We start from the raw sequence: 13,826 nt of genomic DNA on the forward strand, positions 1-13,826 counted from the left end.
CACTCTTCCTTTCTGCTTCATAAATTGATCATCTGACTGCCGGTTTCGTATGAATCAGAAGGCTGCTGAAGCTGCTTCGGCAGCCTTCTTCACTGGGCCTTAGCCTAACCGTTCATGACTGTCATCCTATTTCTTGTATGCGGCGTTGTATTCTTCGATAATGGCTGCGCCGCCCCGGCTCTTCCAGGATTCCACTTCTTTTTCGAATCCGGCCCTGTCCAGCTGTCCATAGATATAATTGTAGGTAGCATCCGTAATAATCTGTTGAAGCTCAACGCCCTTGGAGGTGTAGGTCGCCGAATCCAGGGCAGCCGTAGGGTCAGCCACTCCGAATTTGACGTTCTCCAGCGCCAGTTCATCAGCATGAATCCGGCCTGGCAGCACGTTCAAAGGCTGGTACATCCCGTTGGTTTCGTATTCACCGATAACGCTGTCCTTATAGCCTTTAACCTCGCGTTCAATCAGCTCTTTGTCATCCGCCGGTTTCGCTTTGCCGTCTTCAACGGTGTAGTGAGTGCCTTCAATCCCCCAGTACATCAGGTTGGCAACCTCAGGAGTCATCATCTTGTCAAAGAACGCCAGAATCTTCTTCAGCTCGGCTTCATCCTTGACTGCGCCTTTCGGGAAGAGGACCACGTTGTTATAGCCCGGAATCATCCATTGGGTAATCTTTCCATCCGGTCCGGCGACCATACTGTGCGCATCCAAAACGGCATCCGGGACATTCTTGATCAGATCCTTATTGAGGTTATCAATATCAGGCATGGATCCGCCGATATACAGGCCCGCTTTACCGCTGGTGAACATATTTACAGCATCTGTTTTACTGGTAGCCGCGAAATCCTGGTTCATGTACTCGGCATCACGAAGCTTTTTGAAGTAGTCCATCGCATCGATATATTGCGGGAACATAAATTCCGGTGCAAGCTGGCCATCCTTCTCGCCCCAGTTGTTCGGGGTTCCGAACCAGGAGGAGACCGTTTTGAAAGCTCCGTATACCAGCTCGTTCCGGTCCACAATCCCTGTGGTGTCTTTTTTGCCGTTGCCATCCGGATCCTGTTCCGTAAAAGCCTTCGCCATGGCGAACAGCTCATCCAGATTCGCAGGTGCCTTCAGCCCCAATTTATCTGCCCAGTCCTTGCGGTAAATGATCCCTTGACGCGCCAGCGGCCGTCCGATATACACGGTGTACAGCTTGCCGTCCACTTTGGTGTTATTGAGGATTTCCGGCTTCAGCTTGTTCAGGTTCGGGAATTCCGTCAGATAAGGGCCGATCTCCCAGAACTGTCCATCCTTGATCGCTTCCTTCATCTGCAGGAAGGTCGTCTGATTCTTCAAATAGGTCACCTGCGGCAATGAACCTGTGGCAAACGATGAATTCAGCTTTTCTTCATAGGTATCCGCCGGGAAAAATTGATAGGTCAGCTTCGTATTGGTCAATTTCTCCACTTCCGCTTTGATTGTGTCCGGTGGAGTCTCTGTCGTGTTCAGTGGGAGCATAATCTTAATTTCTGTCGGTTTCTCCGGCTCTGGTGCCGGTTCTGTTGTCGCGGTGTTGGTCCCCCCGCTTGTACCGGGATCTTTTGTCGCCGCTGCTTCCTTATTGTTGTTGTTGTTGCCTGAACACGCTGTCAACATGCTGAACGTTAACAGTGCACTCAGGAGCAGGGTGAAGGATTTTTTCTTCATACCATTTTGACCTCCGTTTGACTTGTATTGGTTACAAGCAACACACTACAGCCTCGGCCAGGTTTCGAATACAATCATTTACTCATAATAGGGCGTTTGGGGGTGGGGTGTGAGCAAATGATTATTGGGTTATAAATGGAAAGGAAAACCGGATGATAGGGGGGATGCTGTGAGGAGGGACTGTGGGAGGGGCGGATTAATCGGGAGGGAGTTTGGGAGCGGTGGGGGTAACTGCGGGGAATGTTTGGACTTCCGGTCGCTGTTATGTTTGGATTTCCTGATTTGAACCGCTGGCGGCGGTAGAAATCCAAACATAAAGGCGATCGCTGCCGCTCCTCCAGTTCCAAACTTCCCCTTCGTTACGTTTACCTCTCCAAGGGTTTTCCTTTCCATTTATATGGAAAGGGGCAGAGTGAAAACCACCGCTGGTTTCTGCGGTGGGAGAAGTTACTTGCGATGGATGGAATTTAGGATGTGTAGCAGCTGTTAGTGGGAATGGGTTAGGTAGAGTGAACATAGGGCGTGCAAGGAACAGTTAGTTGGAACGTCATGGCGCGGGCGGGGACGGCAAGCCGACACAAGGCAATTCTACTACGACAATCCGTTGTTCCTTCGGATAGGTGCGGATCAACTTCAACACGCCCTGAATCGCGTCACCACCGCCGATATTGGCAAAGGCAATGACCTGCGCCTTGGTTTTCATATTCATATGGTTTGCTCCTTTCTTAGTTGCTACGGTGCCTGGTTTCTCCTTTGTGACAGGTTCCACGGTACACCCAGCCCTCCAGTGTTTTTTCTAAGGTGTGATAGGTTCCTTTGCCATCTACATAATCAACAGGGGATTCACCCATTTGGATGAGATTCGCTCTCCAAAATGCCGGAGGCATGACATTCAAGAAGTGCTCCGATATTTCCTCATCCACTACACCCCCGGGTTGAAGGTAATCTTTTAGTTCCCCTTTCCAGTTTTCATAGGTCTTCAAACCTTATTCCCTCCTAATGGTACATTTTAGATTTTCCCATGCCGCAACCAATGTGCTCACAGCTTGATCTGGCCCGTGCCAAAACAGGTTTGGCAGCAATGCCTTAATTTCCTGATCAAACACTTCGATAGGTGCTGAGTCAAAAGCTATTTGATCAGTCACAGAGGGAGATGTACCTTCATCCACAACCTCTTGCACCGCTTTGCGGACAGTTTCTTCCAGTGAGCATTGCTGCAGGCCGAATTTCACTTCCCGCAACATCCCCACATCTCGCCAATCCAGTTGCCTCCGCTTTCCTTCCCGGTTAATGGGGTAACCTTGTTCTTCAAGCAAGACAACCCAGCGCCTTAACGTACTGACCGGAGTATCTAACAATTCCCCTGCTTCTTTAAACCCAACTTCTTGCACAACACTCCCTCCTTGAAATACAAAGACCGCTCCGGCTTGGACACGGAAACGGTCTCTTTTTGAGTTCTTTCATAATCTAAGATTACCTGAATTTATCTACTCAAACGTACTCAAAAAGTACTCGAAAAGTATGGGTTTTAGCTTTATTATATTTGATGTTTGTTTCATCATTGCATTCAAACGCTCGATTACTTCGTTTCTCATTTCAATGCCGCTTTTGAGTGAGTCCCTATTCTTCACCATTTTTTGGGGAGGGAAATGTTCTTGGTATCTCCTTAATTGCGTTCTATATAGAATACAATTAAAATTCAAATTTTAAATCCTATTAATTACAAAAAGATATATTCTTATGTTATTTTTACCATAAATTAGATTTACTTCTATATATATGTGTTGTATGATAAGAATGTTAAATACATTTTATGGGAGGTTACTTATGAAGAATAAGTTTTTTCTACTTCTTACCACTGTCGTCTTGGCCCTGTCCTTAACGGGAACGAGTTTTGCTTCCGAAAGCCCTTTGTCTGATAAAGCTATAAGCGGTTTAAGTTACAATTCAATTGACAATAATTTTTCTATTGGCTCAGAATTAGAAGACGTTAAAATTATAAAATCAGACACTCATCTTTCTCTCAACTATTTTTTAGAAGGAAAGAGAGTAGCAATAGAAGCTGATTATTCCTCAAATGATGATTTTCAAAATTATGAAGGCGAGGCTACAATTAATGATTTATCAAGCTATAAGGCCAGTATGATTACAAATGAATATGGCTTAAGTGGTTTAGTTTATGACAGTACGAAAAACTTGAATCATGGTTTTGTTATCGATTACAAGGGTATAGTTTCTAGTAAAAAGAATGAGCTGTCTGAGATACTCAATAACACAGGAGAAACAGAATTAACATTATTAGAAGTACCTAAGAGTGATATGATTAGCCCAATGACAACTTCTACAGATTATGTTATACACCATTCATATAAACCTGCAGAAGGAGTTGGTGTTAGATCTGGTTTTAATGAAGGTTGGGTTTATTATACTAGGTATACTAATGATCCAGATGGTATTAAAATATATTTTAATAAGATGGTCGCTTCTATTGAAACATTTGGAATGTCCATAGCGGGAATGGGAATTAAAAATGAAGATGCAATGTATACCATTCTCTTTACAACATACCAGCCAACTCAACAACAACAAACGTACCCAATTCAAGTAACTTCTACTAGTTCCAAACCTTATTACTTTTACTCTCAAAATATTACAAAAGCTATGATTCCAGGAACACCAATACCTGTATTTGGATTTTCAACGTCTGAAATTATGTTACCTTAATTATTTATAAGAGGGAGTTTAATATGGAACGTGATTGGAAAATAATACAAATTGTTGTAGTGTTACTAATACTAGCCGATGGTATTAATAATATATATAAAGTAACAAGTAACAACTTAGTGGTTATTGGACCATCTTTAAATTCGTTCTTTTATCTCCCATCAATTACTCTATCAGTATTTTTGGTATTTTCCATTATATTGTTTTTTACTACTAAAAAAATTGTTTTTTATAAACTATTAAGTTGGACAATCCTTTTATATGGAATATATTCAATTGTTTTTACACTTTTAACTTTATCACCTCTGTTCAGAGATTATTGGTATATTATGGCCTTAGGGGTATTGTTAGGAATATTTGAATTTACTGTAGGCAAAAAAATGATTGAAATTTAATCAATAACAAAATTGCTTTATTCGAGCTTGCAAGCCCATATGAACATAACCTGCAAGATCATTAATTCTCTCCGCAGAATGAATTTTTCCAACTGAGAAGAGGCCCCTGCTCATACATCCAAATGCACTTAAATTTAGGAGACGAACAATACACGGGATATGTGTGTGTTCTTCTCCTTTTTTTGTGCTTAAAAATGAATTAAGTGCTGGCCGGCTAGCGCCGGAAGAACACACTAAATTAGAGCCTTGGTCGCTGATCATTATCTCTGGTTTAGTCAGCACACTGGATAGCTTATAATCAATCACTTTATGGCTGTACCAGTCAATATTATTGATAAGGTACATACAAATAGAGTTGTGAGTTGTTAGTTGTGTTTTGTGGTTCCCGTTCTAGTTCCGGTTCATTCATAAGGATTAACAAAACAAAAAAAAGCCTGTAACCACGGGGGTTTACGGCTTTACATGGCGGAACCAGAAACGGGAACTAGAAATCAATTGAACTGACCTTGCTCGTCTTCATTTACTAAAAATCGTTGAATCTGATCCTCATCCCAGGCCAGCGTATAACCCTTTGGTACTTGTTGGGGGAAGTAAAAAATCAAGCTTCACCAGTTGGCTCATTAATTGCAATACCTTCTCCTTGCGAATGCCAAGTGCTTGCTGGATATCCGTAGAACGAGTGGATCTCGTTTGGCAAATCATCCGCTGCACTCTTAGCAGCAGTTCTTCATCACTCTCCCGTACATCTGCAAGCCAAGGCTTAAGTCCTGTTTTCGGATCATAATCAGGTGCGACTTTCCCTTCTCTACTCAGTTGTTCTACATAGGTTGCCGCTGTTACGTAATCAATGTTAAGCGCATGCTGCTACAGCCTACCCGATACACCGTTATGCTCGCGCTACCTTTTTGAGCCCCAACTAGCGGGAATCTACTGCACATTGTGCAATCAAAGTGATAAAGGGGACAATCCAGGAGACTGATTACAATCCCCCCGCCCCTCTATCCTACTTGCCCGCCTCTGCCCGGGCCTCCGCCGCGGTGTATTCCTGGATGATCAGGTTGCCGCCGCTTGTTCTCCATTTTTCCACCTGCTCGTTGAATTCCTCAACAGTGATGTTGCCGATGATGTAGTTGTAGGTCGCATCTACGATAATCGTCGACAGCTCCACATTTTTCTCATCATAGGTTGGAGAGCTTAAGCGCAGGGTCGGGTCATCCACGAGAAACTGTTCGTTATCCTTGCTGAGCTGATCGGCCAGGGCGGTCAGCTGCTCTTTTTTCTCCACTTCCATAATGTTCTTGTTGCCGAAGTCGGCGATCATCAGGGAGTAGAGCGGATTCACTTCATTTACACGCAGCTGCGAGGTCTCCTCCGGAAGAATTACCTTCCCGCCTTCAAGCTTATAATGCCTGCCCTCGAACCCGTATTTCATCAGATTGGCGACATCCCTGTCCATCGTCCGGTCAAAAAAACCAAGCACCTGCTTCAGCTCCTGCTCCGTGGCAATGGCTTTTTTGGAGAACAGGTAAAGGCCGTTGTAGTTAGGAATGGACCATACTTTATATCCGTTTGGCCCCATAATCCGGTTAATCAGTGTAAATTCAGCAGCCGGATTGATCGCCTGAGCCTCACTGGAGAGCCGCTGCACATCCGTCATACTGCCAATAAAAACACCGGCCGTTCCCCGGATAAACTTATCCCGCTGGACCTCCTTGCTGGTTAAGGCGAAATCCTGATTTATCATTTTCCCATTATATAATTTCCGCATGAAATTCATGGTGTTCATATATTCAGGGGTCACGAACTCAGGGATAAACTGATGATTCTCCAGCTTCCAGTTATTCGGAGTACCGAAATAGGAGCTGAGTGTCTTAAACACGCCGTACACGAGATCGTTGCGGTCGACCAGGCCAATGGTGTCCTGTTTGCCGTTTCCGTCCGGATCATTATAAGTAAACTGCTTCATGACCTCATACAGTGCATCCAGTGTTTGCGGCTTGTTTAACTGAAGATGGTCCAGCCAGTCTTGGCGGATGATGATTCCTTGCCGGGAGGAAGGGCGCTCAGTATACAATCCATAGATTTTGCCGTCTACAGCAGCCTGGTTAAGAATCGCAGGGTCCAGCTGTTTCAAATTCGGGAATTCCTGCAGATAAGGCCCGATCTCCCAAAAGGCTTCTGAGCGGATCGCACTTTTCAGCAGATTATAATCCGTGAACTTCACAAAGGTGACTTTGCCCAACGAATTGGTCGTCAATGCCGTATTCATTTTATCGGTGTAGACACCTTCAGGAACCCAGGTAATGTCGAGCTTAGCCCCTGTCAGCTTCTCAAGTTCCGCCATAATATCCTTGGAGGGCTGCTGAGGGAAATGCAGAGGTGCCAGGATGGAAATGAACGGCGCGGTCTCTCCGGGACCGGTCCGGGGTGACTCGTTGTCACTGCAAGCGCTTAACAAAATGAACGAGAGCAGCAACACCCAACAGCAATATCGGCGCACCGTTCTCCCTGCAAAAACTCTGGACATCCCTGTATCCTCCTAAAAGTTTGGTCAGTACATACCTAGCATAATTACGCTCATTTCCGAAATATAACTGCTAATTATTGAATAATCTTCTATCCAAAGTAATAATTAGAGATAATGATTATTGCGGCACCAGATGATTATTGTTATTATCCAAGCTGATGAATACACTTAAATGAGGCGGTTGCTACTACCCAAGTAAAGGTGCTGAAATCCAGTGAAACACTTAAGCTTCCTGAGTAAATTAACTTTATTCGCCTTTGTCATCAGTACGCTGCCTGTGGTGTTCATTGGCTCTTTCTCCTATCTCACATCCTCCAGCGAAATTCAAAAAAATGTTAACAAAAGCAAAATGGAACTGATTTTACAAATTAACTCAAATGTAGAGCATAAGCTGACTACTGTCAACCAAACCTTAAACCAGGTTGTGAATTCTTCGGTATTAAAAAAAGCACTAAATAACCCGTTAAATGTAACCGATTTCATTTTATATAATGACTTAAGAAACGAAATCCGCAATATGCAATCCTTTGATACAAAGCTCGAAGATGTGATCCTGTTAAATCAACGGCAAAATTGGATGATCAAAAACTCCGGCCTCTACCGCCTGAACGAATACAAGAACTATGAGCAGCTCTCCAATCTGATGAATGTGCCCGACAACACGTCTTGGGTGCTGAACCCTTCCTCGCTGTTCTACAGTGAGGAGAGCATCAATGTGACGGGCTGCGACTACAGCATCAGTCTGATTAAAAAGCTGCCGACCAACAAACTGCAAAAATACGGACTTGCCCTGGCGAATATTCCGGCCTGCAGCCTGCAGGACTTCATCAACTCGGAAGTAGATCCGTTCGACAGCATTATTGTGCTGAATGAGTCCGGCACCATACTGCTTCACCCGGACCGTTCGATGATCGGAGAGCCTGCGCAAAAGGGCGGATTTGCTGATCTTTCGCTCGTCTCCGATCTCAATAAACCTTCGGGACAATTCAAAACCGTCATGGACAAAAAGGACTATTCCGTCACTTATCTGCGTTCCCAATTGAACGGCTGGATCTATCTCTCGGTCACCTCCATTGAGAGTTTGACGAAGGAATCCAACAAAATCGGAACCTATACCCTGTACGTATGTGCCGTGATGCTGCTGCTGTCCATCCTGTTCGCATGGCTCGGCTCCCGCCGCATGTACAGCCCGATCGAAAGACTGCTCAACCAGATGGGGCTGCGCAGACCCGGAATCAAATCCAGGCATACGGATGAGTTTCAGTTTATCGGCGAACAGGTGCATCATTTATTTCAGTCCAAATCACAGCTGGAGAAGGAGGTCAGCCAGCATATCCGGCAGGTCCGCACCTTTTTCCTGACCAAGGCCTTTCAGGGCAATGTCAAAAAACGCGAGCTGCTCGAAGAGCTGGAGCAATATGGCTATCACACCCAGATGGAAGAATGGAAGACGATGGCTGTAATCACATTGAGCATCGACTTCTCTGAGGATACCAGCTATGAGAAAAAGGATCTCCATCTGCTGTTGTTTGCCGCGCATAATATGATCGAGGAACTGGTACCCCCGGACAGCAGGCTTGCGCCTGTCATTATGGACCATGCCGTGGTGACCTTGATTGGCAGCATGGAAGGCAATGCCGAAGCTTTTCACCGGTCGCTCTATTCACTGACAGAGAATCTGCAGCAGGAGATCAATAACTACCTGAAGCTGCAGGTCAGTATTGGCCTGAGTCTGCCCTTCCATTCCTTTGATAAAATATCCATCGCCTACAGAGAAGGCCTGGAAGCTCTGAAATACCGGATTACGCTCGGCAAAGGCATCATTATCCAATACGAGAACATCAACTCCGGCAAACATTATCTGAACCTAAACTATCCTTCGCATACCGAAAATGACCTGATGGACGCCATCAAGCTGGCCGATACTGAAAAAGCGAAGGAGCTGCTGCATAAGCTGTTCAAATGTATTTTTGCGCTGGGACTGTCCCCGCAGGAGTACCAGATTCCGCTGACCCGTCTGCTCAATAATATCCTCATTATGATGCAGGAATCGGGAATTAGCCTGAACCAGATCTATCATGTGAACGGCTCCTTATTCGAAGAACTGACCGACCTCCACATTGTAGCCGAAATCGAGGACTGGTTCTGGAGTATGGTTATTCTGCCGATGATCCGGATTTTTCACAGCCGGCAAAATGCCCAATATCACAACATTTCAGAGAAAATTATTGATATTGTCCAGCATGATTATGACAAGGATCTTACGCTGGAGGAGTGCGCTTCACGCCTTCATTACAACGCCAACTATCTCAGCAGCGTTTTCCGCAAGGAGACCCAATATTATTTCAGTGAGTACCTGGCGATGTACCGGTTCAAAATGGCCAAAAAATGGCTGGAAGAAACCGACATGCCGATCAAGGACATTGCCGCAAGGCTCAGATACAACAATTCGCAGAATTTCATCCGCTCCTTCCGGAAGCAGGAAGGGATGACCCCCGGGCAGTACCGTGACAATGCAAGCTCCAGGGCCCAAGGCGGGACCGGTTAAGCATCAGGGAATCCTCTGCCGGATATGAATCCTAAACAGCCAGATTGAGACAAGTGGAAACGGCTTTGCCGTCCTTTTTAAGGACGGTACCGTTTCAGCGAGAAATAGAAGGATAAGTTATCGTTTGAAACATATAAATTCTTATATTTTGACAAAAGCCGTCAACATTCCAGCAGTGTATGCTGAGGCTGACGGCTCTTTTGGATAATAGCAAAGGGGTGTTGATCCTATCAGGGTTACTTTCAGGCACTCTTGGGCTTACGCGCTTTTCTTGCTCTTATGAACCAAATGATGGCAACTGCCAGGATCAGCACTACACCGCCGCCGGCAATGGCGATATTCCTGACGTTTGGCACGTAAACGACCATCTCAAGCGGCTGCGAATCGGCCATTGTAATATGCCAAGTCAACGTATTTCCGTCCTGTTCGGCGGCATTGTTGGCCCCATACAAATCATAAGGAAGCGTTAATTTAAAATCGACAGCAAGGTTCTGCAGCAGCATGCGGACCAGAGATTTCGGCACGCTCAGACTCCCGATCCCGTCAATGATTTCATCCGAATAGGCATTCAGCTTCGGCTGGGCTACCACATCGTATTTGGTGTACAGCCAATTATTAACCTGTTCAACCTGCGCGTCCACAATGTCCAGCTTGCCAGCGTTTGCCTGCAGGTCTTGCAGCGAAGCATAGGCTTTGAGAAATTGATATTCTGTAGATTTGCCGTTCTGGCTTTTCTTCAGTTCAATCCCGGCAGCCTCCAGCCTGGTGGTCAGCACATCCTCCAGCTTCCCGCCAACCATCGCCTCTGCACGGGAATCCAACAGAATGCTGAACGCAAGCTCCAGACTCCCATCCTTCTTCACCGTCATATGCGCCGTACCGCTGGCACAGCCGGTAAGCAGAACAAGCATCGAAATCATCAGAACCACAAAGTAACGTTTGCGCCGCCCTAACGAGGGCAGCATCGATTGCTGCTGTTGTCTTAAGTTCAATGCCGCGCCTCCATTCTTCTTTTTCGTCTTTTTAGGATGCTGTACATGCGATATGCATTCATTCTAATCAATCCTCATATCCGCCCCGCCAAGAGCTCTCCTTCAGTTGCACCTTTTTTTCCTTTATCCTGACAAGTCAGCAAGTCGGCAAGTTTTCGAGTATTCATCCGCCAGAATAGTTCTTCTACTCGGCCTGATATAGTTGCAGGAAATACATTTATAGCGGTGCGAAGCTTTCATTCCAGAGGCAGAGTGGTTTTCTTGTGGTCTTTCAACAGTTCTAATGATAGCAGTCCGCTTCGTAGAAGTCTAAACCATTCGCGGCGTGGTTTCAAACCCTATCATTTTATCCTGTGTTCGGAAAGAGGCTTAACTTCATCGCTGACGAGCAAAATCCTACCAAGATGAAGCCACTGTCCGCAATACGTCCCCCTGCCCTACAGGGAAGTGTGCATGTAAGAATAGAATTTATTCTGCCTCCAGGCTGCGCCACCCGGTTTCAGTCATGATCGGCGCGATGGCGTTGACCGTCTTGTAGATCTCCTCCCCTATTTCAAATGTTTTCACACCCTTCAACGACAAAAAAACCTTAAAAGGCATTTCGCCAATCAAGGTTTACTGTATTTACAGCAACGGTAAGATTCCTAATATCGTAAAAAGCGCACCCACACTTATGGCAATGGTTCCGGAAAATTTAACCGATTCCAGATAGGAGTCGCTGGGATCGGAATCCCCTTTCACTTTCCATCCCACATTCATCCGCCATCCGCTTGCCGGATTCTTACGGATATATATCCCGAACGCTACAGTGGTGAGTCCGAGTATCATGATGACAATTCCGGTAATCATATGATCAGCCCCTTTTAAAATTTATACGGGCATACCCGGAATTTGTTTCTTTAAATCCCTTTTTTCGGAATGCTATTTTTTCAAATGATAAGGCACTGTAGTTATGATCACGTTCCTGCGGTAAAGCAGATGTGCGCGGATCAGCAGGCTGGACTGATTATGCAGGATGTTATGCCAGCCCTTCTTTGGAATAAACTGCGGTACAATCACGGTCACCTGGTAATTCGATTCACTCGCCTTGCGCTGCACGGTGTCGATAAATTTGGTCAGCGGATGAATGATGCTGCGGTAAGGCGAATACAGCGTCACCAGCCTCACTTCGGGATGGAATTTCTTCCACTTCTCTTCGAATATCGCATCATCCTCCCGCTCGAAAGGAACGTGGACGGCAATAATCTGTTCGGCGGACAGTGACTTGGCATAACGCAGCGAATTCTCCACCACATGCGTAATTCCGGCAACCGGGAGGATGATAATATTCCCCTCAATCGCCAGAGGCGGTTCGCAGGTCGTAATCCGCAGCTGATCAGCCACCGCTTCATAGTGCTTATGGATTCGGTAAAAGAGCAGGATAATCAGCGGCAAAAAGATCAGCACTGGCCATACCTGCGTAAATTTAGTCATGAAAAACATCATCGTGACAACGAAGCTGATCACTGCCCCGGTTGTGTTGATAATCAGCTTAGGGACCCAGCCTTCCGGCTTCTGGCGGATCCATTTGATCATCATGCCGGTCTGTGAGAGGGTGAAGGGAATAAATACGCCCACCGCATACAGCGGAATCAAATGTTCAGTCCGGCCTTCAAAAGCAATGATCAGAATAATGGACAATACGCCAAGACTGACAATCCCGTTGGAATACCCCAGCCGGTCGCCGCGGACCGTGAACATTCTCGGAATGAATTTATCCTTGGCCAGATTGACCGCAAGCAGCGGAAAAGCCGAATATCCGGTATTGGCCGCCAGCACCAGAATCAAGGCCGTTGTGCCTTGCACAAAGAAATACATAAAGTTCCGGCCAAAGACCTGCTCGGCAATTTGCGAGACCACCGTAACCTCTTCACTAGGGATGATCCCGTAATAATAAGCCAAGAGCACAATTCCGGAAAACAGGACCGCAAGTAAGATCCCCATCGCCGCCAAGGTTTTAGCCGCATTGTTCGGTGCCGGAGCCTTGAAGTTAGGAATGGCATTGGAAATGGCCTCCACTCCCGTCAGCGCCGAGCTCCCGGAGGAAAAAGCCCTCAGGAGCAGAAACAGGCTGATCCCGGCTACCGGTGTACCGATGGGGGTATGCAGTTCAGCAGGCACTCGACCTGTTAAAACGTTGAACAGACCAAGTCCGATCATAATAAACAATGCAAGAACAAATAAATAGACCGGATAAGCAAGGAAGGAGGCCGATTCTGTAACCCCCCGCAAATTCAGCGTCGTAATCAGCAGGACAAATACAACGGCAATAATTACATTATACGGATGCAAGCTTGGAAAAGCTGAAGTAATCGCGTCAGTACCGGCGGATACACTCACCGCAACCGTCAATATATAGTCGACCAATAGCGAGCCGCCGGCGATCAGGCCGGGATACTTCCCAAGGTTTTCCTTGGAAACGACGTAGGCTCCGCCGCCGTGAGGATAAGCATAAATAATTTGCCGGTAAGATAAAATCAGAGCCGTCAGCAGCACCAAAACCCCGATGGCAATCGGGATGGAATACCAGAAGGCTGCTGCACTAATGGTGATCAGAACCAGCAGGATTTGTTCAGGACCATAAGCGACAGAGGATAAAGCATCCGAAGATAAAATAGCCAGCGCTTTGGTTTTGTTCAATTTTTGTTCGCCCAGTTGATCCGACTTAAGCGGACGTCCAATTAACAATCTTTTTACCGAAGACATCATCAGCCTCACCCGCACTTTTTTAATGTTATATTACCCTTGGAAGTAAATAATAATCTGAGTCCGACCGGAGCATAAATTACCTTATTGCTTAAAGTATATCTTGATCGGTACAATTCATCCCATAAATATACATTTCAGCGACGGATTGCGCAATAGATTTAATTATGACTATCTCTGGACACCCAAAAACAATCAGCCTGAAC

11 protein-coding genes are annotated in these 13,826 nt (G+C 45.9%); 3 read left to right on the top strand and 8 right to left on the bottom strand.

What is annotated here, in order from left to right:
* Positions 1 to 126: 126 nt before the first annotated feature.
* The 4 genes from NSS79_RS29055 to NSS79_RS29070 form a co-directional block, all read right to left on the bottom strand.
* Positions 127 to 1,689, bottom strand: coding sequence for an extracellular solute-binding protein (locus NSS79_RS29055; RefSeq protein ID WP_342437154.1), 1,563 nt, complete (start codon positions 1,687 to 1,689; stop codon positions 127 to 129).
* A gap of 547 nt (positions 1,690 to 2,236) precedes the next feature.
* Entirely contained in the window at positions 2,237 to 2,398 is a 162-nt protein-coding gene (locus NSS79_RS29060; RefSeq protein ID WP_342437155.1) for a hypothetical protein, read from the bottom strand.
* A gap of 16 nt (positions 2,399 to 2,414) precedes the next feature.
* Positions 2,415 to 2,672 (bottom strand): hypothetical protein, encoded by a 258-nt coding sequence (locus NSS79_RS29065; protein ID WP_342437156.1) that lies wholly within the window; start codon positions 2,670 to 2,672, stop codon positions 2,415 to 2,417.
* Between the two features lie 3 nt (positions 2,673 to 2,675).
* Positions 2,676 to 3,080 carry a hypothetical protein gene (locus NSS79_RS29070; protein WP_342437157.1) on the bottom strand — a complete coding sequence of 135 codons (405 nt, stop codon included), beginning with the start codon at positions 3,078 to 3,080 and terminating at the stop codon, positions 2,676 to 2,678.
* Between the two features lie 436 nt (positions 3,081 to 3,516).
* Between NSS79_RS29070 and NSS79_RS29075 the strand changes: the two genes are divergently transcribed.
* Positions 3,517 to 4,413 (top strand): hypothetical protein, encoded by an 897-nt coding sequence (locus NSS79_RS29075; protein WP_342437158.1) that lies wholly within the window; start codon positions 3,517 to 3,519, stop codon positions 4,411 to 4,413.
* Between the two features lie 23 nt (positions 4,414 to 4,436).
* A complete protein-coding gene (locus tag NSS79_RS29080; protein ID WP_342437159.1) occupies positions 4,437 to 4,808 on the top strand; it encodes a hypothetical protein in 372 nt (123 codons plus the stop codon).
* Positions 4,809 to 5,811: 1,003 nt separating this feature from the next.
* Here NSS79_RS29080 and NSS79_RS29085 read toward each other — a convergent pair.
* Complete coding sequence (locus tag NSS79_RS29085; protein WP_342437160.1) at positions 5,812 to 7,335, bottom strand: extracellular solute-binding protein; 1,524 nt, start codon at positions 7,333 to 7,335, stop codon at positions 5,812 to 5,814.
* 214 nt (positions 7,336 to 7,549) lie between these two features.
* Between NSS79_RS29085 and NSS79_RS29090 the strand changes: the two genes are divergently transcribed.
* Positions 7,550 to 9,883, top strand: coding sequence for an AraC family transcriptional regulator (locus NSS79_RS29090; RefSeq protein WP_342437161.1), 2,334 nt, complete (start codon positions 7,550 to 7,552; stop codon positions 9,881 to 9,883).
* 242 nt (positions 9,884 to 10,125) lie between these two features.
* Here the strand turns inward: NSS79_RS29090 and NSS79_RS29095 are convergent, their stop codons facing one another.
* The 3 genes from NSS79_RS29095 to NSS79_RS29105 form a co-directional block, all read right to left on the bottom strand.
* On the bottom strand, positions 10,126 to 10,875 hold the full coding sequence (locus NSS79_RS29095) for a hypothetical protein (RefSeq protein WP_342437162.1): 750 nt from the start codon (positions 10,873 to 10,875) through the stop codon (positions 10,126 to 10,128).
* A 624-nt stretch (positions 10,876 to 11,499) separates the two neighbouring features.
* Entirely contained in the window at positions 11,500 to 11,724 is a 225-nt protein-coding gene (locus NSS79_RS29100; RefSeq protein WP_052092303.1) for a DUF6199 family natural product biosynthesis protein, read from the bottom strand.
* Positions 11,725 to 11,796: 72 nt separating this feature from the next.
* Entirely contained in the window at positions 11,797 to 13,623 is a 1,827-nt protein-coding gene (locus NSS79_RS29105) for an APC family permease (RefSeq protein WP_342437163.1), read from the bottom strand.
* Positions 13,624 to 13,826 lie beyond the last annotated feature (203 nt).

The organism is Paenibacillus sp. FSL L8-0436 (assembly GCF_038593025.1).
GTDB lineage: Bacteria > Bacillota > Bacilli > Paenibacillales > Paenibacillaceae > Paenibacillus_AQ.

What these genes read in the sequence shown, in the direction of transcription:
- NSS79_RS29055 (WP_342437154.1), bottom strand. Translation starts at nt 1,689, where the DNA reads ATGAAGAAAAAATCCTTCACCCTGCTCCTGAGTGCACTGTTAACGTTC.
- NSS79_RS29060 (WP_342437155.1), bottom strand. Translation starts at nt 2,398, where the DNA reads ATGAATATGAAAACCAAGGCGCAGGTCATTGCCTTTGCCAATATCGGC.
- NSS79_RS29075 (WP_342437158.1), top strand. Translation starts at nt 3,517, where the DNA reads ATGAAGAATAAGTTTTTTCTACTTCTTACCACTGTCGTCTTGGCCCTG.
- NSS79_RS29080 (WP_342437159.1), top strand. Translation starts at nt 4,437, where the DNA reads ATGGAACGTGATTGGAAAATAATACAAATTGTTGTAGTGTTACTAATA.
- NSS79_RS29085 (WP_342437160.1), bottom strand. Translation starts at nt 7,335, where the DNA reads ATGTCCAGAGTTTTTGCAGGGAGAACGGTGCGCCGATATTGCTGTTGG.
- NSS79_RS29100 (WP_052092303.1), bottom strand. Translation starts at nt 11,724, where the DNA reads ATGATTACCGGAATTGTCATCATGATACTCGGACTCACCACTGTAGCG.
- NSS79_RS29105 (WP_342437163.1), bottom strand. Translation starts at nt 13,623, where the DNA reads ATGATGTCTTCGGTAAAAAGATTGTTAATTGGACGTCCGCTTAAGTCG.